Annotated in this window: 22 protein-coding genes and 1 rRNA gene; 8 read left to right on the forward strand and 15 right to left on the reverse strand. The window is 71.4% G+C overall.

Features of this window, described 5'->3' with window-relative positions; all coding sequences use genetic code 11:
• Nucleotides 1–70 (forward strand): 5S ribosomal RNA (gene rrf / locus ABT160_RS47150); the annotation flags it as partial.
• Between the two features lie 90 nt (nt 71–160).
• Here rrf and ABT160_RS31215 read toward each other — a convergent pair.
• The 4 genes from ABT160_RS31215 to ABT160_RS31230 all read right to left on the reverse strand — a co-directional run bounded on the left by ABT160_RS31215 (nt 161) and on the right by ABT160_RS31230 (nt 3898).
• Nucleotides 161–826 (reverse strand): response regulator, encoded by a 666-nt coding sequence (locus tag ABT160_RS31215; RefSeq protein WP_351651283.1) that lies wholly within the window; start codon nt 824–826, stop codon nt 161–163.
• Nucleotides 823–2097, reverse strand: coding sequence for a sensor histidine kinase (locus ABT160_RS31220; protein WP_502984333.1), 1275 nt, complete (start codon nt 2095–2097; stop codon nt 823–825). The genes ABT160_RS31215 and ABT160_RS31220 overlap by 4 nt, the downstream gene beginning before the upstream one ends.
• Nucleotides 2098–2177: 80 nt before the next feature.
• The gene (locus ABT160_RS31225) at nt 2178–2975 is read right to left on the reverse strand and encodes an ABC transporter permease (RefSeq protein WP_351651284.1); all 798 of its coding nucleotides are present in this window, start codon (nt 2973–2975) and stop codon (nt 2178–2180) included.
• Nucleotides 2972–3898, reverse strand: a complete 927-nt coding sequence (locus ABT160_RS31230; protein ID WP_351651285.1) for an ABC transporter ATP-binding protein — start codon at nt 3896–3898, stop codon at nt 2972–2974. Before ABT160_RS31230 ends, ABT160_RS31225 begins: the two co-directional genes overlap by 4 nt.
• Before the next feature lie 201 nt (nt 3899–4099).
• On the opposite strand from ABT160_RS31230, the gene ABT160_RS31235 reads away from it, so the two are divergent.
• The gene (locus ABT160_RS31235; protein WP_351651286.1) at nt 4100–4660 is read left to right on the forward strand and encodes a GNAT family N-acetyltransferase; all 561 of its coding nucleotides are present in this window, start codon (nt 4100–4102) and stop codon (nt 4658–4660) included.
• Between the two features lie 39 nt (nt 4661–4699).
• Here ABT160_RS31235 and ABT160_RS31240 read toward each other — a convergent pair whose 3' ends face one another.
• From ABT160_RS31240 to ABT160_RS31265, 6 genes are all read right to left on the reverse strand, one after another.
• Nucleotides 4700–6190 (reverse strand): type IV secretory system conjugative DNA transfer family protein, encoded by a 1491-nt coding sequence (locus ABT160_RS31240; protein WP_351651287.1) that lies wholly within the window; start codon nt 6188–6190, stop codon nt 4700–4702.
• Between the two features lie 2 nt (nt 6191–6192).
• Nucleotides 6193–7590, reverse strand: a complete 1398-nt coding sequence (locus tag ABT160_RS31245) for an ATP-binding protein (RefSeq protein WP_351651288.1) — start codon at nt 7588–7590, stop codon at nt 6193–6195.
• A gap of 15 nt (nt 7591–7605) precedes the next feature.
• On the reverse strand, nt 7606–9159 hold the full coding sequence (locus ABT160_RS31250; protein ID WP_351651289.1) for an SCO6880 family protein: 1554 nt from the start codon (nt 9157–9159) through the stop codon (nt 7606–7608).
• A complete protein-coding gene (locus tag ABT160_RS31255; RefSeq protein WP_351651290.1) occupies nt 9156–10523 on the reverse strand; it encodes a hypothetical protein in 1368 nt (455 codons plus the stop codon). Before ABT160_RS31255 ends, ABT160_RS31250 begins: the two co-directional genes overlap by 4 nt.
• On the reverse strand, nt 10513–11349 hold the full coding sequence (locus tag ABT160_RS31260; RefSeq protein ID WP_351651291.1) for a hypothetical protein: 837 nt from the start codon (nt 11347–11349) through the stop codon (nt 10513–10515). Before ABT160_RS31260 ends, ABT160_RS31255 begins: the two co-directional genes overlap by 11 nt.
• Nucleotides 11350–11547: 198 nt before the next feature.
• On the reverse strand, nt 11548–11856 hold the full coding sequence (locus ABT160_RS31265) for a DUF8827 family protein (RefSeq protein ID WP_003985768.1): 309 nt from the start codon (nt 11854–11856) through the stop codon (nt 11548–11550).
• A gap of 322 nt (nt 11857–12178) precedes the next feature.
• On the opposite strand from ABT160_RS31265, the gene ABT160_RS31270 reads away from it, so the two are divergent.
• The 4 genes from ABT160_RS31270 (at nt 12179) to ABT160_RS31285 (ending at nt 15568) form a co-directional block, all read left to right on the forward strand.
• Nucleotides 12179–13195: a C40 family peptidase gene (locus ABT160_RS31270; protein WP_351651292.1), complete on the forward strand. Its 1017-nt coding sequence runs from the start codon at nt 12179–12181 to the stop codon at nt 13193–13195.
• 192 nt (nt 13196–13387) lie between these two features.
• The gene (locus ABT160_RS31275) at nt 13388–14098 is read left to right on the forward strand and encodes a phosphatase PAP2 family protein (RefSeq protein ID WP_351651293.1); all 711 of its coding nucleotides are present in this window, start codon (nt 13388–13390) and stop codon (nt 14096–14098) included.
• 356 nt (nt 14099–14454) lie between these two features.
• Nucleotides 14455–15273: an SCO4651 family lipoprotein gene (locus ABT160_RS31280; RefSeq protein ID WP_351651294.1), complete on the forward strand. Its 819-nt coding sequence runs from the start codon at nt 14455–14457 to the stop codon at nt 15271–15273.
• Between the two features lie 118 nt (nt 15274–15391).
• Entirely contained in the window at nt 15392–15568 is a 177-nt protein-coding gene (locus ABT160_RS31285; protein ID WP_351651295.1) for a hypothetical protein, read from the forward strand.
• A gap of 57 nt (nt 15569–15625) precedes the next feature.
• Here ABT160_RS31285 and ABT160_RS31290 read toward each other — a convergent pair whose 3' ends face one another.
• Nucleotides 15626–15970 (reverse strand): metal-sensitive transcriptional regulator, encoded by a 345-nt coding sequence (locus ABT160_RS31290; protein WP_351651296.1) that lies wholly within the window; start codon nt 15968–15970, stop codon nt 15626–15628.
• A gap of 193 nt (nt 15971–16163) precedes the next feature.
• Here ABT160_RS31290 and ABT160_RS31295 point away from each other — a divergent pair, with 193 nt between their 5' ends.
• Nucleotides 16164–16784: a DUF47 domain-containing protein gene (locus tag ABT160_RS31295; RefSeq protein ID WP_351651297.1), complete on the forward strand. Its 621-nt coding sequence runs from the start codon at nt 16164–16166 to the stop codon at nt 16782–16784.
• A 4-nt stretch (nt 16785–16788) separates the two neighbouring features.
• Nucleotides 16789–17787 carry an inorganic phosphate transporter gene (locus tag ABT160_RS31300; protein WP_351651298.1) on the forward strand — a complete coding sequence of 333 codons (999 nt, stop codon included), beginning with the start codon at nt 16789–16791 and terminating at the stop codon, nt 17785–17787.
• 130 nt (nt 17788–17917) lie between these two features.
• On the opposite strand, the gene pstB is transcribed toward ABT160_RS31300, so the two are convergent.
• The 4 genes from pstB to pstS all read right to left on the reverse strand — a co-directional run bounded on the left by pstB (nt 17918) and on the right by pstS (nt 22020).
• Nucleotides 17918–18694, reverse strand: coding sequence for a phosphate ABC transporter ATP-binding protein PstB (gene pstB, locus ABT160_RS31305; protein ID WP_351651299.1), 777 nt, complete (start codon nt 18692–18694; stop codon nt 17918–17920).
• A gap of 24 nt (nt 18695–18718) precedes the next feature.
• Nucleotides 18719–19792 carry a phosphate ABC transporter permease PstA gene (gene pstA, locus ABT160_RS31310; protein WP_351651300.1) on the reverse strand — a complete coding sequence of 358 codons (1074 nt, stop codon included), beginning with the start codon at nt 19790–19792 and terminating at the stop codon, nt 18719–18721.
• Entirely contained in the window at nt 19792–20775 is a 984-nt protein-coding gene (gene pstC / locus ABT160_RS31315) for a phosphate ABC transporter permease subunit PstC (protein ID WP_351651301.1), read from the reverse strand. The genes pstA and pstC overlap by 1 nt, the downstream gene beginning before the upstream one ends.
• A 111-nt stretch (nt 20776–20886) precedes the next feature.
• A complete protein-coding gene (pstS, locus tag ABT160_RS31320; protein WP_351651302.1) occupies nt 20887–22020 on the reverse strand; it encodes a phosphate ABC transporter substrate-binding protein PstS in 1134 nt (377 codons plus the stop codon).
• Nucleotides 22021–22286: the final 266 nt, after the last annotated feature.

The following is a 22286-nucleotide window of genomic DNA, read 5'->3' on the forward strand; positions in this document are numbered from 1 at the left end:
GGAAGCTAAGCCTTTCAGCGCCGATGGTACTGCAGGGGGGACCCTGTGGGAGAGTAGGACGCCGCCGAACTTTTTTTAGCCTCAACCCCCGGACTGTGTCCGGGGGTTGAGGCATTTTTGCGTTCACGACCCTTTTCAAGGCCCTTTTCAGGGCTGTTTCCTATGCCGGGCTCACCAATTGCGTGTCGTACGCCAGGATGACCGCCTGCACCCGGTCCCTCGCCCCCGTCTTCGACAGGATGCGGCCCACGTGCGTCTTCACCGTCGACTCCGCGAGGTGGAAGTGCTCGGAGATCTCCGTGTTCGACCAGCCCTTGCCGATCGCCGTCAGGATCTCCGTCTCCCGTGAGGTGAGCGCGGCCAGCCGGGCGTCCGGTGCCGGAGGGGCGCCCGGGGTCCGCGGCAGGTGGTGGACGTACGCGTCCAGGAGCCGGCGCGTCAGGGTCGGGGCCACCACCGCGTCCCCGGCCGCCACCGCCCGTACGCCGGAGAGCAGTTCCTCGGGCTGGGCGTCCTTCACCAGGAAGCCGCTGGCGCCGGCCCGCAGCCCCTCGTACGCGTACGCGTCGAGGTCGAAGGTCGTCACGATCAGGATCCGGGTGCGGGCGCCCGCGGCGAGGATGCGGCGGGTGGCCTCGATGCCGTCCAGGCCCGGCATGCGGATGTCCATCAGGGCGACGTCGGGGGAGTGCTGGGCGACGTGGCGCACGGCCTCGGAGCCGTTGGCGGCCTCCGCGACGACCGTCATGTCGTCCTGGCTCTCCAGGAGCATCCGGAACCCGAAGCGCTGCATGGGCTGGTCGTCGGCGATGAGCACGGTCGTCACGAGGGGGTGTCCTCCAAACTGTCCTCCAAGGGGATGCGCAGGGCGACCCGCCAGCCGGCGTCCGGCCGCGGGCCCGCGTCGAGTGTGCCGTCGAAGAGCGCCGCGCGCTCGCGCATTCCGGTCAGGCCCTGACCGGGGGAGCCCATCCCGCCGGGGCCGGTGCCGTGCGTCGGTGTCCCGGTGTCGGTGACCGTGGCCGTCAGGGTCTTCTCCCCGTACGCGAGCGTGACCTCGGCCCGTGCGTCGGTGCCCGCGTGCTTGAGGGTGTTCGTCAGGGCCTCCTGCACCACCCGGTAGACCGTGAGCTGGCGGCCGGGGGAGAGCGGTGAGGCCGGGCCGCGGCGGACCAGGCGGACCGGGAGGCCCGCGGTGCGGACGCCGTCGACGAGGTCGTCCAGGTCGTCCAGCGTCGGCTGCGGGGCGCGGGCGGCCCCTTCCTCGTCCTCGCGCAGCACGCCCAGCAGGCGGCGCAGGTCGGCCAGGGCCTGGCGGCTGGTGGTGCCGATGGCGTCGAGGGCCTGGGCGGCGCGCTCGGGGCTCTTGGCGGCCGCGTACCTGCCGCCGTCGGCCAGGCCGGTGATGACGGAGAGGTTGTGGCCGATGATGTCGTGCATCTCCCGGGCGATCCTGGCGCGTTCGGCGGCTGCGGCCAGCTGTGCCTGCTGGTCGCGCTCGACCTCCAGGCGGTGGGCGCGCTCCTCCAGGGACGCGGTGCTCTCCCGGCGCATCCGGACGCCCAGCGCGAGCAGGGCCACGAGCAGCAGTCCGTCGAGCTCCGGAAGGATCTGGCGGCTCCACGCCTCGGCCGGGTAGCGGACCACGCCCACCAGGAGCGGCAGCGCGATCAGGGGCAGGGCGGCGAGCAGGGTGCGCGGGGGGCGGCGCAGGACCACGTGGAAGAAGGCGATCCAGACCAGGTAGCCGGCCTGGAGGTAGGCGCCGCTCCAGGCGTTGAGGAGCGAGAACGGCAGCATCGCGGCGAGGACCCGGTAGGGGTGGGTGCGGCGCCAGGGCAGCGGCGCGGCGAACCCGGCGGCGACGAGGACGACGAGCCAGCCGGGGGCGCCCTGGTCGAAGGCGGTGCTGCGCCAGCCGCCGCCGGTCGCGTCGATGAGCACGGCGACCAGCCAGAAGGAGGTGAGCAGCAGGTCCCACACGGCGGGGTGGCGGCGGTCGAAGCCGCGCAGCAGCGCGCCGAGGGCCGTGAGGCCGCCGGTCAGCGGGTGGGTCCCGGCCGGGCGGGGCGGGCCCGGGCGCGTTTCGTCTGCCACGGGCCCATCCTCGTACACCGGTGCGGGAGTTGACGGGCGGGGTCGGCCGGAAGGCCGGGGCCTGGTGCGGGGCGCGGTGCTCACACGTCGCGTCGCTTGAGCAGGGTGCCGGCCAGGGCGAGCGTGCCGGCGGCCCACAGGGCGAGGGCGAGCAGGGCGGTGGCGGGGGATGCGGCGTCGGGGACCGGGTGGGCGGAGCCGAGGGCGCGCAGGCACTGGGCGGGGAAGTAGGCGACGGCGTCCCGCACGGCCTCGTACGGGAGCAGGCCGATGACCTCGGGCAGGGCGAGTACGGCGACGACGAACGCGCCGATCGCGCCGGGCACCGAGCGCAGCAGGGCGCCCAGGCCGAGGGCCGTGAGCCCGAGCAGGGTGAGGCCGGCGGCGCTGCCGAGGACGGCGCGCAGCACGCCGGGGTCGCCGAGGGACGCGGCCTGGTCGGTGTCGTGGAGGAAGGCCTGGGCGCCGAGGAAGGTGACCAGGTGGGTGGCGGTGGTGAGGACCAGGACGACGGAGCCGAAGACGGCGGCCTTGGACCACAGGACGGGGAGGCGGCGGGGGACGGCGGTGAGGGAGGCGCGGACCATGCCGTTCGCGTACTCCCCCGCCGTGCACAGGATGCCGAGGACGGCGAGGGCGACCTGGGAGAACTGCATGCCGATGAGGACGATGACGACGACGTCCACGTCGGAGTCGCTGCCGTCGCTCTCGTAGGTGCCGCCCATGAACAGGCCGATGCCCAGGGTGAGTACGGAGGCGGTGAGCAGGGTGATCCAGCTGGAGCGCAGCGTCCACAGCTTGTGCCACTCGGAGCGCAGCACGCGGGCGGTGGTGAGGCGGCGGGCGGGGAGGGCCGTGGTCCCGTGGGCGGTGCTCATGCGGCGGCTCCGATCGGCGTGCGGGTGGTCTTGTACTCGACCGAGTCGCGGGTGAGGTCCATGAACGCCTCCTCCAACGAGCCGGTGAGCGGGGTGAGTTCGAAGAGCGGGACGCCGTGGGCGGCGGCGGTGCGCCCCACGTGTTCGGCGTCGGTGCCGCGCACCTCCAGGGTGCCGGGGGCGGCGGTGGCGACCTCGACGCCGGGGGCGGCGAGCAGTGCGGCGAGGGTGGCGGCTTCGGGGGTGACGACCTTGACGTGCCGGGCGCCGGAGTCGCGTACGAAGGCTTCCACGGTGGTGTCGGCGAGGAGCCTGCCGCGGCCGATGATGACGAGGTGGTCGGCGGTGAGGGCCATCTCGCTCATCAGGTGCGAGGAGACGAGGACCGTACGGCCCTCCGCCGCAAGGGACTTGAGGAGGGTGCGGATCCACAGCACGCCCTCGGGGTCGAGTCCGTTGACCGGCTCGTCGAGGACGACGGCGGCCGGGTCGCCGAGCAGGGCGGCGGCGATGCCCAGGCGCTGGCCCATGCCGAGGGAGAAGCCCTTGACCCGGCGGTCGGCGACGGCGGTGAGTCCGGCCAGGTCCAGGACGGCGTCGACGCGGGAGCGCGGGATGCCGTGGGTGTGGGCGAGGGCGAGCAGGTGGTTGCGGGCGGTGCGCCCGGGGTGGACGGCGCGGGCCTCCAGGAGGGCGCCGACCTCGGTGAGGGGCGCGCGGTGGGCGGCGTAGGGGCGGCCGTTGACGGTGGCGCGGCCGTGGGTGGGGGCGTCGAGGCCGAGCAGCATGCGCAGGGTGGTGGACTTGCCGGCGCCGTTGGGGCCGAGGAAGCCGGTGACGGTGCCGGGCCTGACGGTGAATCCGAGCCGGTCGACGACGGTCTTGTCGCCGTAGCGCTTGGTGAGTTCCTGGGCTTCGATCATGTCCACGACGCTACGGAGCGGTGGGGCGCGGGGCGTCCGACCGGGGGCGGGAGCGGGCGCGCGGGCGTAGTACCGGGGTACGACGCGGGCGTCGGCGACGTCCCGGTGGCTGTGGTGGCCGTGGTTGCCGTGGTGGCGAGCAGTGGCCGCGGTGGCCGAATTCCGTTGCCTCCGTGCGTGTGTGCTGGTCAGGATGGGTGCATGGAATACCGCATCCGTCCCGTCCGGGCCGACGAGTGGGAGAAGTGCCGCGAGCTGAGGCTCGTCGCGCTCCAGGACCCCGTCGCGCCGATCGCCTTCCTGGAGTCGTACGAGAAGGCGCTCGGCGAGCCCGACGCGTTCTGGCAGGGGCGCGCGGCCGGGGCCACCGGCGACGGCGCGGTGCTGCAGCTGGTCGCCGAGGAGCCGGACGGCGGCTGGGCCGGGACGGTGACGGTGCTGGTCGAGCGGCCGGGTGACCCGGGCCCGTTCGGCGGGGAGCCGGAGGCGCCGCAGACGCACCTGGTGGGGGTGTTCGTACGGGAGCGGGCGCGCGGCTCCGGGCTGGCCGGGGCGCTGTTCCGGGCGGCCGTGGACTGGTCCTGGGCGCTGGGCGGGGAGACCGTGCGGCGCGTGCGGCTGTACGTCCACGAGGACAACGCGCGCGCCGCGGCCTTCTACCGCCGCTTCGGCTTCGCGCCCAGCGGGGCGACGGTGCCGATGCCGGGCGACGAGACGAAGCTGGAGCTGGAGTACGAACTGCCGCGTCCGGCGGGGGTGTAGGGGTTCTCTCCGGGGTTCCCGTCGGGCGGCTTCCCGTCGTCAGCCGGGCAGGGGCTCGGGCCAGCGGGCGCGCGCCTGCTCCTGCGAGCGCAGCAGCACCGTGGTGGGCAGGCCCCGCTCGTGGCCGTCGGCCAGCAGCTCGGGGAGGGCGGGCAGCGGCGCCACGGCGGCGACGTCGTCCAGGACGAGCGTCAGTGGTGGGTCGAGCCGACCGTCGGATGACCGTGCGGCCATGCGGCGGCCGTGCTCGACCACGCTTGATGCGAGTGCGGTGAGCAGGGGCATCGCTGCGGGGCGGGTGCGGGGGTCCTCGATCGGTTCACCCACCACATAGAGGGTGCCCCCCTCGTGGACGAAAGATTCCAGGGCCAGCGCATCGGATCGGTTGGGCGTGCACGCGTCCCTGATGTGGATCGAGGACAGCGAGGAAAGCGCCCGCGCGGTCAGCTCCTGGGCCATCTGGCGCCGTTCGGGGTACGCGGTGAGCGCGGACTCCAGCAGTCCCGCCTGGCTGTTGGTGGCCTTGGGGTGCGTACGCAGGATCCGTACGGGTTCGTGGGCGCCGTTGTTCTGCGCCCAGCGGTGCACCTGCTTGAACGGCAGCCCGTCCACGGCGGCGGCGTGCAGCCAGCACCGCAGGAGCGTTTCCGCCGTGTCGGCGACCGCCGAGTCCAGGCGGGAGTGCGGGCGTACGGGGGCGAGGAGCGCGACGGCCCGCCGGTGCGCCGTCTCCGGGTCCTCGCAGTGCGCGGTGGGGGACCAGTGCAGGCGGGCGGGGGTGTCGCAGAGGTGGCCGGGGTCGTAGACGAGGACGGGGCCGAGCTTGGCGCGGGCGTCCTTGGTCTCGGACCAGATGGTGGGGTCCGAGGTGACGACGAGGGCGGGGCCTTCGGCGTCGTGGATGTGCTGGAGGGTGGTGGGGCGGCGGGTTTCGACGGGGCCGTAGAGGAGGTGGGTGCGTTGTGGGGGGAGGGGGACTTCTGGGGGCGGGGGCGTTGGGGCTTCCTGCTCCACGGGGAGCGGGGTCTCCGGGGTCACCGGCTCCGGACGGTGCGGGGCCTCCGGGGTGGTGCCCACCCTTCCCCGAGTTCTCGGCTCCGCTCGAACAGGGGAGACCCCACTCGCCCCGCGGAACGATTGCCCACCAAGGGCCTGGGGAGGGAGCTGCCCACCACGGGCGCGGTTCCTGCGGACCGTTCTCCATCTGGCCCATGTGCCCAAGGTGAAGATCGTGAGGACCATCAGGATCATCAGTTGGCCGATCAGCAGGCCCCAGAAGAGGCCGTAGCCCGAGAGCTGGGGGGCCGGGGTGGTCGGCCAGGCGCCGGGGAGGTCGTGGGGGCGGGCGGCCAGGGCGCGCATCGCCTGCGGGGTGTTGGTGAACGTCACCTGGTCCGGCCAGGCCCCGTGGGCGAACAGGCCCGACAGGCCCGTGGCCGTCCACACCAGGACCGTCAGGCCCAGGACGAACGCGAGGACGCCGACCAGGAGCGCGTCCGGGATGCCCCGTTCCTTGGGTGCGCGCTCCACGCTCAGGCCACCGTCGACTCGGAGGACTCGCCCAGCTGCCGCTCCATCAGCGCCGCCCGCTGCTCCGTCTCCCACTCCAGCTCGTCGTCCTCGCTGACCGAGGACTCCGTCATCGCGCGGTCGGTGTAGACGAGCGGGCGTTCCGCCTCGGTGATCAGGTGCTTGACCACCTGCACGTTGCCGTTGACGTCCCAGACGGCGATGCCCGGCGTGAGGGTCGGGATGATCTCGACCGCCCAGCGGGGCAGGCCGAGGACCCGCCCGGTGGCGCGTGCCTCGTCGGCCTTCTGGGCGTAGATCGTGCGGGTCGAGGCCATCTTGAGGATGGCCGCGGCCTCCCGGGCCGCAGCGCCGTCCACGACGTCGGAGAGGTGGTGGACGACGGCGACGAAGGACAGGCCGAGGCGCCGGCCGAACTTGAGCAGGCGCTGGAACAGCTGGGCGACGAAGGGGCTGTTGATGATGTGCCAGGCCTCTTCCACCAGGAAGATGCGCTTCTTGCGGTCGGGCCTGATCCAGGTGTGCTCCAGCCACACGCCGACGATCGCCATGAGGATGGGCATGGCGATGCTGTTGCGGTCGATGTGGGACAGGTCGAAGACGATCAGCGGGGCGTCCAGGTCGATGCCGACCGTGGTCGGCCCGTCGAACATGCCCCGCAGGTCGCCGTCGACCAGGCGGTCGAGCACCAGGGCGACGTCCAGGCCCCAGGCCCGTACGTCGTCTATGTCGACGTTCATCGCCTCGGCCGACTGGGACTCGGGGTGCCGCAGCTGCTCGACGATGTCGGTCAGGACCGGCTGGCGGTCGGTGATCGCCTCGTTGACGTACGCGTGGGCGACCTTGAGGGCGAAGCCGGAGCGCTCGTCGAGGCCGTGGCCCATCGCCACCTCGATGATCGTGCGCAGCAGGGCGAGCTGGCCGGTCGTGGTGATGGCGGGGTCGAGGGGGTTGAGGCGGATGCCCGAGTCGTTGGCGACCATCGGGTCGAGCCGGATGGGCGTTATTCCCAGCTGCTGGGCGATGAGGTTCCACTCGCCGACGCCGTCCTCGCCCTGGGCGTCGAGGACGACGACCTGGCGGTCGCGGAACCTCAACTGCCGCAGGACGTAGGTCTTCTCCAGCGCGGACTTGCCGTTGCCGGATTCGCCGAGGACCAGCCAGTGGGGGGCGGGGAGCTGCTGTCCGTACAGCTGGAAGGGGTCGTAGATGTAGCCCTTGCCGCTGTAGACCTCGCGTCCGATGATCACGCCCGAGTCGCCGAGTCCGGGCGCGGCGGTCGGCAGGTAGACGGCCTGGGCCTGGCCGGTGGAGGTGCGCACCGGGAGGCGGGTCGTCTCGACCTTGCCGAACAGGAACGAGGTGAACGCGTCGGTGAGGACGGACAGCGGATCTCGCATGAGGATCAGGGCCCCTTAACGGCGGATGCCGGTCGCGAACGGCAGGGTGTTCACAAAGGCCCGGTGGTGCTCGCGGTCGCACCACTCCAGCTTCAGGTACGACTTGCCGGCGGAGGCCCTGATCGTCCGCTTGTCCCTGGCCAGGGCCTCGGGCGAGCGTGACGACACAGTGATGTACCCGACCAGGTTCACCCCTGCCGCGCCGCTCGCGAGATCTTCACCCCGCTGGTCGAGCCTGCCGTGCGCGGCGATGTCGCGCGGGTCGACGGTGCGGTTCATCTTGGCGGCCCGGGAGGCCTCCGCCTCGTCGTTGGTCTTCTCGGTGAGCATCCGCTCGATGGCGACCTCGGTGGGCTCCAGGTCCATGGTGACGGCGACCGTGCGGATCACGTCGGGGGTGTGGACGAGGAGCGGGGCGAGGAAGTTGACGCCGACGGGCGTCATCGGCCACTCCTTGACCCAGGCCGTGGCGTGGCACCAGGGGGCGCGGGTGGAGGACTCGCGGGTCTTGGCCTGGAGGTAGGTCGGTTCGACGGCGTCCAGTTCGGCGGGCCAGGCGTTGCGCTTGGTCATGGCCTGGATGTGGTCGATGGGGTGGTCCGGGTCGTACATGGAGTGCACGAGGGAGGAGAGCCGGCCCTGGCCGAGCGGCTGGCGGACCCGGATGTCGGCCTCGGCGAGGCGGGCGCAGATGTCGGTGAGCTCGCGGGCCATGACGACGGCGAGGCCGGCGTCGCGGTCGAGCTTGCGGCGGCCGGCGGTGTGGGCGGCGGCGCGGGCCATGGTCTGGGCCTCGGCGGCGAGTTCGCGGGTGAAGTGCATGCACGCGACGAGGTAGGCGCGGTGCTGCTCGCTGGAGGTGGAGACCATGGACTGGAGCTGGTCGTAGGAGTCGCGCAGCCAGACGGGGGCGCCGGCGTCGCCGCGCTGGGCGACGTCCTTGGCGTGGGCGTCGGGGTCGGCGGGCAGGGTGCGGGCGAGCATCTGCAGCCGGGTGACGAAGCCGTCGCCGTTGGCGACGTGCTTGAGGAGGGTGCCGAAACGGTCCACCAGGGCTTCCTGGTCCTCGCTGTCGCGCAGGCCGACGCCGGGGCCCTCGATCTCGATGGCGGCGGTGACGGTGCGGCGGTCGGCGTGCAGCAGGACGGCGATCTCGTCCGGGCCGAAGGGGGCGGCGAGCCAGCTGATGCGGCCGATGCCGGGGGGCGGGCCGATCTCGACCTCGCGGCCGTCGGCGCGGGTGCCGGACTCGGCGGCGGTGGAGCGGTAGGCGGTGCCGCGCTTGAGGCTGCGCTTGTAGCTGCGGTTGATCTCGAACCACTTGTAGAAGGTGCGGTGCTTGTACGGGACGTACACCGCGGCGAGCGCGAGCATCGGGAAGCCCATGAGCAGGACGATGCGCAGGGACAGGACGGGGACGATCAGCCCGCTCATCATGCCGAGGAACGCGCCGCCGATGATCAGGGCGATCTCGCCGGTCTCGCGGTTCTTGCCGACGATCGCGTTCGGCCGGGCGCGGCCGATGAGATACGTACGGCGGGGCGTGATCGGCTGGGACTGGGTCGTCAACGCCCTCCACCTCCTGTGGTTCCTTGGCTGCTGTTGCCGGTGCGGCTGCTGTGCGGGGTTCCGGCGGTCGGGCCGGAGCCGCTACGGGGCGGGGGTGCGGCGGAGGGGACAGATCCGCCGCCCGCCCCGCCCCCGGTCGAGGAGGCGGTGCGTGAACTGTGCGCGGCCACGCCGCCGGAGAGCGGGTTGGCGGGGCGGGCGCCGCCGCCACCGCCGGAGTTGCCGTCGCCGCCCTGGCGGGTGCTGTGGGTCTTGATGCCCTGGGAGACGAGGGCGGCGGGGGAGGAGATGACGGCGGCGGCCGTGTTCTCCCCGGCGCGGTGCAGGCGGTTGTTGCGGGAGGCGACGATCTCGTCGCCGAAGCCGGGGACGAAGCGGTAGATCATGCCGGAGGCGAAGATGGCCAGCAGGATGATGGCGAGGCCGGTGACGACGGCGGAGAAGGCGTTGGGCCCGTCACCCTGGGAGAGGGCGCCGGCCAGGCCGAGGACGATCACGATGACCGGCTTCACCAGGATGACGGCGATCATGATGCCGGCCCAGCGGCGGACGTGGCCCCACATGTTCTTGTCGACGAGCCCGGAGTAGACGACGACGCCGAGGAGCGCGCCGACGTACAGCAGGACGGCGCGCAGGAAGAGCTCCAGGTAGAGCACGCCGGCGGCGAGGATCGTGACGAGGGAGACGACGATCAGCATGATCGGGCCGCCGCCGATGTCGTCGCCCTTCTTCAGGGCCTCCTTGAAGCTCCCGAAGAACGCGTCGGTCTGGCCGCCGGTGCCGGAGGCGATGACGTCCGTGACGGCGTCGGTGGCGGAGACGACCGTGTACAGGATCAGCGGGGTGAAGGCGGAGGCCAGCACGGTGAGCCAGAGGAACCCGACGGCCTCGGAGAACGCGGTGGGCAGCGGGACGCCGCGGATGGCGCGCTTGGCGACGGCGAGCAGCCACAGGAGGAGGGTGAGGACGGTGGCGGCGGCGAAGACGATGGCGTACTGGCCGAGGAAGGTGGTGTTGGTGAAGTCGACCTCGGCGGTGGTCTTGACGGACTTGGAGAGGGTGTCGACGACCCATGCGGCGGCGTCGGCGCAGCCGCGGGCGAGGGAGGAGAGGGGGTCGAGGGCGCTGGACGGGTCGTCCAGGGTGCCCGACCGGCGGGAGCCGGGCTCCCCGTTGTCGCAGTAGTCCCGCGCGGGCCCCCGGATGAGGTCGCAGGCGCTGTTGCTCTTCGACGGGCTGGGGGAGGGCGAGGGGCCGGGGCTGGGCGCGGCGAACACCCGGGTGGCGCCCAGGACCGCCGCGGTCTGGAGAGCGGTGACCGCGCCGGTGAGCGTGAGGGAGCGGCGCATGCGCTTACCGGGCATACGTGAAGCCTCCGAACTGGTTCACGGCGTCGGCCATCTCCTGGGCGTCCGAGGCCCGCTGGTCGCGCCCCACGGGCACGGGCCCGGGCTTCTGCGTGAAGTCGGTGACCTTCCAGTCGCCGTCGATCCACCGGAGCTGGTAGGTCGTCGTGTACCAGCTCTCCGAGACGGGGCTCTTCGAGCCGTCGCCGGCCAGGCCGAACAGGGAGGAGTACCAGACGGCGATGGTCGCGGTGTCGCCCGCGTAGCCGTCGATCTTCGTGCCCACCGGGATGATGCGCGAGACGAACGTCATGCCCTCGGGGGCGGTGCCGTCCGTGCGCAGGCCGATGCGGGACAGGAAGTCCTTGTCGGAGTACACCTTGTCGAGGTCGCCCTGTCGGGCGTTGGCGACGTCGGGCGCGTACACGGTGTCCACGATGGCGTGCCGCCGGTCGCGGTCGAACATGTCGGCGGAGCCGAGCGGCACGGCGTAGTTCGACGCCGCGCTCTGTGCGCCCTCCTCCGTCCGTGGGTAGCCCACCGGGATCGACCCGTTCTTGCCCTCCACCGGGCGCTCCCCCGACGCCGCCGTCGGGGCCGTGCCCGGGGCGCCCTTCGTGCCGTCCTTGGCGGTGGGGCCCTCGTCGCCGCTGCGGTTCGCGAAGGCGATGGCCGCGATCAGGAGCACCACCACGCCCACGACCATGATGAGCGAGCGTGAGGTGCGGGCCGGGCGGCGGGGGGTGCCGTAGGGGTCCGCGCCGGGGCTCTCGGGGAGCCGGGTGCGGGTCTGGCCCGTGCCGCCGACGCCGCCGTAGCCGGTGTTGTCCTCGCCGAGGCTCATGTCGCGTACGCCCCCTCCGTCGTGTGCGAATGCGCGTACGACGAAGGTAGCCCTGCTGGTTGCCGCGCGGGCGCGGTGTGGTGACTCGACATCAGGAGACGCAACCTCTGCCGGGGGGCACGACGGGCGGACGGGGAGTAGGGGGAGGGGAGGGGTGGGAGAGGCGGGGAGGTGGGGGACGGGCGTGCTGAGTGGGGGTCAGACCGCCATTCCGTACACGATGGTGAACAGTGTCCCCAGTGAGCCGATGATGAAGACACCGGTCAGGCCCGCCACGATCAGGCCCTTGCCCTGTTCCGCGCTGAAGGTGTCGCGCAGGGCCGTCGCGCCGATGCGCTGTTTGGCCGCACCCCAGATCGCGATGCCCAGGCAGAGCAGGATGGCCACCGCCATCACGACCTCGATCATCACCCGGGCTTCGTTCCCCAGGGTTCCGAACGGCCCCCAGTTCGGGGCGATTCCTCCGATGATGGTGGTGATGTCGCCCTTTTCGGCCGCCAGGTACATGTAACTCACCGCCCCTGTTGGGTAGTTCGACGCCCGGGCTCCCAGGGCACGGGTCGTCGCACTATCTTCGCTGATGAAACCGGCCTCGTATGCCGTCTTGGCGGGTCTCTTTTCGTGTCGTCGCACGTATGACCGAGCCCGTTGCGCTGACCTGCGGCGGTGGCGGGACCGGTTTGTATGCGCGTACGCGTATGGTCACTCTGTGTATCACGGGGCGTGACCGCGGGCAATGACTGTCGTTGTTACACCTTCGGCCCCGCCACGGCCTTCCGCACCTACACTGACGGACGGTGGACTGCCCTGGCGCGGAAGGTGGTTGACGGTGCGTAAGGCGTGGTGGGTCGCGGGCGGGGTGATCGGCCTCTGCCTGAGCTTCGTCGGCCTGCTCGTCGTCGGTACGTACGCGGCCGCCTCGGGCATCTTCGGGAGCGCCGGCGCGACCGGGGGCGCCGTGGCGCTCGCGAAGGGTGCGGTGCCCGCCCGGTACCAGCCGCTGGTGCAGAAGTGGGGCAACCTGTGCCCCGCCATCAACCCCGCGCTGCTGGCGGCCCAGCTGTACCAGGAGAGCGGCTTCAACCCCAGGGTGACCAGCCCCGCCAACGCGATGGGCATCGCCCAGTTCATCCCGGGCACCTGGGCCGGCCACGGCATCGACGGCGACGGGGACGGCGACCGCGACGTGTGGGACCCGGCCGACGCGATTCCGTCAGCCGCGTCGTACGACTGCGAGTTGGCCGGATACGTCAAGAAGGTGCCCGGCGACCCGACGGACAACATGCTCGCCGCCTACAACGCGGGGGCCTACCGGGTGATCAAGTCCGGCGGCGTCCCGAGGATCAGCGAGACGCAGAACTACGTCAGGATCATCCGCTCCCTGGAGAAGAGCTTCGCCGCGCCGGTGGGCCGGGTGGAGCCCTCCAAGCAGGCCGCGGCGGCCATCTACTTCGCCCAGCAGAAGCTGGGGACGCCGTACCTGTGGGGCGGCAACGGCACGCCCGAGCAGAACGGGCGGTTCGACTGCTCCGGGCTGACCCAGGCCTCGTACCGCACCGTGGGGATCGAGCTGCCGCGGGTGGCCAACGACCAGTACAACGCCGGGCCGCACCCGGGGCGCGACGAGCTGCTCCCGGGCGACCTGGTCTTCTTCTCCGACGACCTCACCAACTCGCGGGCCATCCACCACGTGGGGATCTACGTCGGTGGCGGGTACATGATCAACGCGCCGTACACCGGCGCCGTGATCCGCTTCGACAAGATCGACACGCCGGACTACTTCGGGGCGACCCGGGTCACCGAGGATGGCGCGAAAGCGCTGCCGAGGAACCTGCCGCAGGCCTGAACGCGGCTCGGCCGTGGCTGGAACTCTCCGTGAGGCCAAGGCCCTGAGCTGCGATGACGTGTCACCCTTCGATAACGTCCTGGTGATCGTTCGGTGGAGAGTGGAACGCCCGCTCCGCATCCGTCGTTCCCTGGACTGGGCGCGGTGGACGCGCCACCGCGCGCGGTGACGGAAGGCAAGGGGCCTGGGCAGATGGCTGGACTCGCATCGGACGGTTCGAACCCCGATGTCGGCCTGCTCTACGACATCAACGGGCTGGCCAAGGACGCCCCGTCGTGGTTCGACCGCGCCATGGGGTTCGTCGGCGAGTACGGGATCCTGCTCGCGCTCGTCCTGCTGGTGCTCTGCTGCTGGTGGAGCGTGCGCCGGCGCGGCACCCTGGACGACTCCGTCGCCGCCGTCACCGGCCTGGTCTGGGCGCCGCTCGCGGCCGGGCTCGCGCTGCTGGTGAACATCCCCATCCGGGGCTTCGTCGAGCGGCCCCGCCCGTTCCTGGAGCACCAGGGCCTCGAGGTGCTGGCCTCCGGCAAGACCGACTTCTCCTTCGTCAGCGACCACGCCACCCTGGCGATGGCCGTCGGCGTGGGCGTCTTCGTCGCCCACCGGGGCTTCGGCCTCGCCGCCATCGGCCTCGCGCTCGCCGAGGGCTTCTGCCGGGTCTTCATGGGCGTGCACTACCCGACCGACGTGGTCGGCGGGTTCGCGCTCGGCACCGCCGTCACGCTGCTGCTCGCGCCCCTCGCCCTGGCGCTGCTGACCCCGGTGGTCTCCGCCGTGTCCCGCGCGGGGCGGCTGTCGGTCCTGGTGCGCTCGCGCCGGGCCCCGGCCTGGGAGCGGCCCGAGCCGCTGGACCTCCCCGAGCCGCGCCTCGGCGGCAGCGAGCAGAACGACCTCGCCGCCTGAGCGCTCCCGCCCCCTCGCGGCGACGCACGGGTGCGGGTGTCTTCCTGGCCCTCTGCCTTCCGGGCCCTCCCCGCACGCTCAGTGGGCGCTGAGGGACGTCTGCGCTCTGACGTGCTCGTGGGCGTCCTGGCGGGCGCGGTCCCGGGAGCGTCGGGCGGGTCCCCGCCAGCCGCAGGAGCACTGCGCGGAGCAGAAGGAGCCGCGCTCGGTCGTGGTCGTCTCGTGTGGGCCTCGCGGATGCACCTCTCCACCGTACTGGGGACCCGGCGCGTTACGGGTGGCCGAGGTGGTCGTTAGGAGGGACGGGCGGGGGTGTCGGACAAGGGGCTTACCGGTCGTTTGGGGGTCGGCAGTCGATGGTGGTGCAGCACAGGCGCGGACGCGGGGCGGTGGCCGTGGCGGCCGCCGTGGTCTCGGTGGCGGCGCTGGCCGGCTGTTCGGGGCAGGAGGCCGACGCCAGGCCGGGCGAGGACCCGGCGAAGGCGGTCCGCGGGGCGGCCCGGGTGCTGGGCGCGGCGGGCACGGCCCGGGCGCGCACGGTGATGGAGACGGCCTCCGGCGGCACCCGGGTGACCATCCGGGGCGAGGGCGGGTACGACTTCGCCCGGCGGCTCGGCCAGTTGCGGGTGGTGCTGCCCAAGGACGCGGCGGGCGCCGACGAGCACCGGCCGGTCACCGAGGTCCTGGCGCCGGGCGCGTTGTACATGAAGAACCGGGGCGCGGGGGTGCCCGCCGACAAGTGGGTGCGGGTGGACACCACCACGCTGGCGGACGGCAACCTGGTGACGGGCGGCGCGACCGACCCGTGGGCGGCGGCCGAGCTGCTGCGCGGGGCGCGGGGCGTGACGCTGGTGGGCCGGGAGGAGCTGGCCGGGGTGGCGGTGCGGCACTACCGGGGCACGGCGGACCTGGGCGCGGCGGCGCGGGCGGCGGACGCCCGGTCGCGCGCGACGCTGGCGGCGGCGGCGAAGGGGTTCAGTACGGACGCGGTGCCGTTCGACGCCTACCTGGACGACCAGGGGAGGCTGCGGAAGGTGCGCCACCGGTTCAGCTTCGGCAACCGGGAGCGGGCGGTGGCGGTGGTCTCGACCACGCTGCTGTACGACTTCGGGGCGCCCGTCCGGGTGGCGCTGCCGCGGGGGCGGGACATCTACTCCGGCAGGATCAGGGCCTGAGGCCGGTGTGAGGCACGCCGCAGGGCCCAGGGAGTAAATGGTCCCTACGTGCCATGCGCGGCGCGTGCCCCGCTCCCTACGCTAGGAAGCCGGCACCGGCAGGAAGAGGTGAACGCACGTGGCTCCGCCCAGTACGACGACCGTCCAGGACCACGTCGCCCTCGCCGAGATCGAGCTGTGCGGCGAGCTGATGATCGCGGCGTCCGCCACCGGCGAGGAGCGGCTGAGCCCGGACCGCATCGACGAGGTGCTCAGGGTGGCGGCGGACCGGGCCGCCGCGCTGCTCGGGCGGTGACCCGGGGGCGCGGGGCGGTCGTCGTGGCCGCCGCGCCCCGGGACCGTACCGGCCCGGTCAGGTCCGCATCATGCGGGCGATCGCCTTGGTGGCCTCCTCGACCTTGGCGTCGATCTCGTCGCCGCCCTTGAGGGCCGCGTCGGCGACGCAGTGCCGCAGGTGCTCCTCCAGGAGCTGCAGCGCGAAGGACTGCAGGGCCTTGGTGGAGGCGGAGACCTGGGTGAGTATGTCGATGCAGTAGACGTCCTCGTCGACCATCCGCTGCAGGCCGCGGATCTGGCCCTCGATCCGGCGCAGCCGCTTGAGGTGCTCGTCCTTCTGCTTGTGGTAGCCGTGCACCCCGCGGTCGTGGTCCGTCTGCTCGCCGCTGACCGGAAGGTCGGCCGCCTCGGTGGTCGTCATCGCGTCCTCCCGTTGTCGTGAGCGGGTCCGTATACCCCTCGTGGGTATATGGTACCGATCCCCGCGGGTCGGGGCGGGGGCCCGTTCGGATCACTGTGCCTGATGGGCGACACTGAAGAACGCCGGTTAGCCGTGGCCGGATGATGCGCCTAGCATCAGCCTGACCGAATCCCATGCACCCCGAGGACCCCACGTGCGATTTCGTCTGACCCCCAGGGAGACGAGCTTCTATGACATGTTCGCCGCGTCCGCGGACAACATCGTCACGGGCTCGAAGCTCCTGATGGAACTCCTCGGTGCGGACCAGTCCGCCCGGGCCGAGATCGCGGAGCGGATGCGGGCAGCGGAGCACGCGGGTGACGACGCCACCCACGCGATCTTCCACCAGCTGAACTCCTCGTTCATCACGCCGTTCGACCGCGAGGACATCTACACCCTCGCGTCCTCGCTCGACGACATCATGGACTTCATGGAGGAGGCCGTCGACCTGGTCGTCCTCTACAACATCGAGGAACTGCCCAAGGGCGTCGAGCAGCAGATCGAGGTCCTCTCCCGGGCCGCGGAGCTCACCGCCGAGGCCATGCCGCACCTGCGGACCATGGAGAACCTCACGGAGTACTGGATCGAGGTCAACCGGCTTGAGAACCAGGCCGACCAGATCCACCGCAAGCTGCTCGCCCACCTCTTCAACGGCAAGTACGACGCCATCGAGGTGCTGAAGCTGAAGCAGGTCGTGGACGTCCTCGAAGAGGCGGCGGACGCGTTCGAGCACGTGGCGAACACGGTGGAGACCATCGCCGTCAAGGAGTCCTGAGTCCGTGGACACCTTCGCGCTGATCGTGACCATCGGCGTCGCGCTCGGATTCACGTACACCAACGGCTTCCACGACTCGGCCAACGCCATCGCGACCTCCGTCTCGACGCGGGCGCTGACCCCGCGCGCGGCACTGGCGATGGCGGCCGTGATGAACCTCGCCGGCGCCTTCCTGGGCAGCGGCGTGGCCAAGACCGTCAGCGAGGGCCTGATCTCCACGCCCGAGGGCAACAAGGGGATGGGGATCCTGTTCGCGGCCCTGGTGGGCGCGATCATCTGGAACCTGGTCACCTGGTACTTCGGACTGCCGTCCTCCTCCTCGCACGCCCTGTTCGGCGGCATGGTGGGCGCGGCGCTGGCGGGCGGCACCACCGTCTACTGGTCGGGCGTGCTCGACAAGATCGTCATCCCGATGTTCATCTCGCCGGTGATCGGCCTGGTGGTCGGCTACCTGGTGATGTGCGCCATCCTCTGGCTGTTCCGCAAGGCCAACCCGCACCGCGCCAAGCGCGGCTTCCGCATCGCGCAGACCGTCTCGGCGGCCGGCATGGCGCTGGGCCACGGCCTGCAGGACGCCCAGAAGACGATGGGCATCGTGGTGATGGCCCTGGTCATCGCGGACGTCGAGGGCCCGGGCGACCCGATCCCGGTCTGGGTGAAGATCGCCTGCGCCGTGATGCTGTCGCTGGGCACCTACGCCGGCGGGTGGCGCATCATGCGCACCCTGGGCCGCAAGATCATCGAGCTGGACCCGCCGCAGGGCTTCGCGGCCGAGACGACCGGTGCCTCGATCATGTTCGGCTCGGCGTTCATCTTCCACGCGCCGATCTCCACCACCCACGTCATCACCTCGGCGATCATGGGCGTCGGCGCCACCAAGCGCGTCAAGGCCGTGCGCTGGGGCGTCGCCAAGAACATCATCCTGGGCTGGTTCATCACCATGCCGGCCGCGGCGCTGGTCGCCGCGGTGAGCTACTTCGTGGTGCGGCTGGCCTTCGGGTAGCGGTGGTACGCCCGCGGACGCGCGGGTACGACGTACGAAAGCGGGCCCGCCCCCTCTGGGAGAGAGGGGGCGGGCCCATCGTCTTGCGGTGGCACCGCCATGCAGCACCGCGAGACGTGCTGGGGTCGGCCTAGCCGAAGCGGCCCGAGATGTAGTCCTCGGTGGCCTGGACCGACGGGTTGGAGAAGATGCGCGAGGTCTCGTCGATCTCGATGAGCTTGCCGGGCTGGCCGACCGCGGCCAGGTTGAAGAACGCGGTGCGGTCGGAGACGCGCGCGGCCTGCTGCATGTTGTGCGTCACGATGACGATCGTGAAGCGCTCCTTCAGCTCGCCGATCAGGTCCTCGATGGCGAGGGTGGAGATCGGGTCGAGGGCGGAGCAGGGCTCGTCCATCAGCAGGACGTCCGGCTCGACCGCGATGGCGCGGGCGATGCACAGGCGCTGCTGCTGGCCGCCGGAGAGGCCGGAGCCGGGCTTGTTCAGGCGGTCCTTGACCTCGTTCCAGAGGTTGGCGCCCTTGAGGGACTTCTCGACGACGTCGCTCAGCTCGGACTTCTTGTACTTGCCGTTCAGGCGCAGGCCCGCCGCGACGTTGTCGAAGATCGACATGGTCGGGAACGGGTTGGGGCGCTGGAACACCATGCCGACCGTGCGGCGCACCGCGACCGGGTCGACCCCGGAGCCGTACAGGTTCTCGTCGTCCAGCAGCACCTTGCCCTCGACGCGGCCGCCGGGGGTGACCTCGTGCATCCGGTTGAGGGTGCGCAGGAAGGTGGACTTGCCGCAGCCGGAGGGGCCGATGAAGGCCGTCACCGAGCGGGGCTCGACGGTCATCGAGATGTCGTCGATCGCCTTGTGGGCGCCGTAGTACGCGGAGAGGCCGCTGACGTCGATTCGCTTGGCCATCTGAATCACTTCCAATGAGCCGCGTCAGCGGCCGGTCTTCGGGGCCTTCCAGCGGGCGATGCCGCGGGCCACCAGGTTGAGGATCATGACGAAGGCGATGAGGACCAGCGCCGCGGCCCAGCCGCGGTCGTAGGAGGCCTCGGTACCCACCCGGTACTGCTCCCAGATGTAGAAGGGGAGCGAGGACTGCGGGCCTTCGAACGGGTTGTTGTTGATCAGCTGGCTGCCGAAGACCAGCAGCATGATCGGCGCGGTCTCACCGGCGATGCGGGCGATGGCGAGCATGACGCCCGTGGTGATGCCGCCGACGGCGGTCGGGATGACCACCTTCAGGATCACCCGCCACTTGGGGACGCCGAGGGCCAGGGCGGCCTCGCGCAGCTCGTTGGGGACGAGCTTCAGCATCTCCTCGGTGGAGCGGACGACGACCGGCAGCATCAGGATCGACAGGGCCAGGGAGCCCATCAGGCCGGACGGCTGGAGGTCGGCGAGCAGCATGATCGACAGGATGAAGAGGCCGGCCACGATGGAGGGGATGCCGGTCATCACGTCGACGAAGAACGTCACGGCCTTGGCCAGCGCGCCCTTGCCGTACTCGACCAGGTAGACCGCGGTCAGCAGGCCGATCGGCGCGGAGATCAGGGTGGCGATGCCGACCTGCTCCAGCGTGCCGATGATCGCGTGGTACGCGCCGCCGCCGGCCTCGAAGCCGGTGACGCCGGCCATCGAGTGGCTCAGGAAGTAGAAGTCGAGGACCTTGACGCCCTTGCTGACCGTCATCCAGATCAGCGAGAGCAGCGGCACGACCGCGAGGATGAAGCTCACCCAGACGAGGCTGGTGGCGACGCGGTCCTTGGCCTGGCGCCGGTTCTCGACCGCGGAGGTGACCACGTACGAGATGACGATGAACAGGACCGCCGAGATCAGGCCCCACTGCATGCGGCTGTCGAGGCCGAAGCCCGCGCCGGTGCCGGTGCCGAGGGCGACGGCCAGGGCGGCGAAGCCGAAGGGGGCCCAGCGGGGGAGCCCGCGGCGGCTGAGGGAGTTCTTGCGGGGCGCGGCGGCCGCGGCGCGCGGGTCCTGGATCGTGGTGCTCATCAGGCGTTCGCCCCCGAGTACTCCTTGCGGCGCGCGATGATGAGGCGGGCCGCGCCGTTGACCAGCAGGGTGAGGACGAAGAGCACCAGGCCGGAGGCGATCAGGGCGTCGCGCCCGTACTCGTTGGCCTCGTCGAACTTCGCCGCGATGTTCTGGGCGAAGGTGCCGCCGCCCGGATCGAGCACGTGCAGCGAGATCAGGTAGCTGGGGGAGAGCACCGTGGCGACGGCCATCGTCTCGCCGAGCGCGCGGCCCAGGCCCAGCATCGAGGCGGAGATGACGCCGGAGCGGCCGAAGGGCAGCACCGAGAGGCGGATGACCTCCCAGCGGGTGGCGCCGAGGGCCAGGGCGGCCTCCTCGTTCATCCGCGGGACCTGGAGGAAGACCTCGCGGCTGACGCTGGTGACGATCGGCAGGATCATGATCGCCAGCAGGATGCCCACGGTGAACAGCGAGCGGGCGACGCCGACCTCGGTCTTGTCGAAGACGTACGTCCAGCCGAGGTACTCGTCCAGCCAGAGGTTGAGGCCCTCCAGGTACGGGACCAGGAAGAGGGCGCCCCAGATGCCGTAGATGATCGAGGGCACGGCGGCCAGCAGGTCGACCACGTAGGCGAGCGGCGCGGCGAGCCTGCGCGGCGCGTAGTGCGAGATGAAGAGGGCGATGCCGACGGCGACCGGGACCGCGATGACCATCGCGATGACCGAGCTGACGACGGTGCCGAAGAGCAGGACCGCGATGCCGAAGACCGGCGGGGTGGCCGAGGCGTCCCAGTCGAAGGTGGTGAGGAAGTTCCCCTCGTTCTTCGACAGGGCGAGGCTGGCGCGGTAGGTGAGGAACACGGCGATGGACGCCATGACCACGAGGAGGAGGATGCCGGAACCCCGGGAGAGGCCGGCGAAGACCTTGTCACCCGCGCGGCCGGTCGAGCGGCCGCCCTCGGGCGCCGGCCGGGCCGGCGGTGTTTCGGTGGATATAGCCATGATCTTTCCGGTCTGTGTGGGGGAGTCGCGGTACGCGCGGCTCCCCTGGCGGCGGTGCACCGGAGGAGGCCCCCAGGCCCGGAGGGGTGTCCCGGGCCTGGGGAGAGCCTCTTAGTTGAGGCCGTTGACGGTCTCGCGGACCTTCGCGTTGATCTCGGCCGGGATCGGGGCGTAGCCGATCGCGGCGAGCGCCTTCTGGCCCTCGTCGGAGGCGGTGTAGCCCAGGAAGGACTTCACCGCGCCCAGGGTCTCGGCCTTGTTGCCCGTGTCGCAGACGATCTCGTACGTGACGAGGAGGAGCGGGTAGGCGCCCTCGGCCTTCGTCGCGTAGTCGAGGTCCAGCGCCAGGTCCTTGCCGGTGCCCTTGATCTTGGCGGCGGCGATGGCCTTGGAGGCGTTCTCCGAGTTGGCCGCGACCGGGGCGGAGGCACCGGTGTTGATCGCGACGGTCGGGATGGACTGCGAGGTGGCGTACGAGAGCTCGAAGTAGCCGATCGCGCCGTCGACCTGCTTCACCTGGGCGGCGAGGTCGGACGAGCCGCCCGCGGACTGGCCACCGGGGGCCGGCCACTTCTTCTCGGCCTCGTAGGGCCACTCGGTCTTGGCGGTCTTGCCGAGGTACTTGCCGAAGTTCTGCGTGGTGCCGGACTCACCGGAGCGGTGGAAGGCCTGGATGGCCTTCTTCGGGAGCTTGGCGTTCGGGTTCAGCTTGGCGATCGCCGGGTCGTCCCAGCTCTTGATCTTGTCGTTGAAGATCTTGGCGATCGTGGGGGCGTCCAGGACCAGGTCCTTGACGTCGGGGCCCAGGTTGTAGCCGATCGCGATCGGGCCGCCGACCATCGGGAGGTTGATGCCCTGGCCGGACTTGCAGATCTTCTTCGAGGCCTCGACCTCCTCCGGCTTCAGCGCGGAGTCGGAGCCCGCGAAGCCGACGCGGCCCTGGTTGAAGGCCACGATGCCCTCGCCGGACGAGGAGGCCTTGTAGTTGACCTGGGTCTCCTTGCAGGCCGCCAGGTAGTTCTTGACCCAGACGTCCATGGCGTTCTTCTGGGCGGAGGAGCCCGAGGCGAGCAGCTGGCCCTTGGCCCCGTCGCACTTGATGTTCGACGCGGCGTTCGTCTTGGTGTCGTTGCCGGTCCCGCCGCTGTTGTTGTCGGAACCACACGCCGTCAGGACCAGGGCGCCGGACACGGCGAGGGCACCGAGCGCGGTGGCGCGAAGCCCGTTCTTGCGCTGAAGCTTCACTTTCGGGTGTTCCTTCCAGTTGCCGCCCGAGTCCGTTTCACAGCTGACTTCATACGGCGGCGAGCGTCGGAGTGTGCGGTGCGGCGGGGTGCCGTTCACCGTGTAAGGCCGAAATTAGGCAGATCAGGTGAAGCCGTCGGCGTGCGATGGTGAACGGCCGGTGAACCGTGCCGTAAGCCGTGGTGCGCGGCCCGGGCGGCGGGTACGGACGACCACACGAACGCGGTGTGCGGTCACCCTGCGTGACGGTATCCGGTCGCCGGGGG

It is taken from the genome of Streptomyces sp. NPDC001941, assembly GCF_040296945.1.
GTDB lineage: Bacteria > Actinomycetota > Actinomycetes > Streptomycetales > Streptomycetaceae > Streptomyces.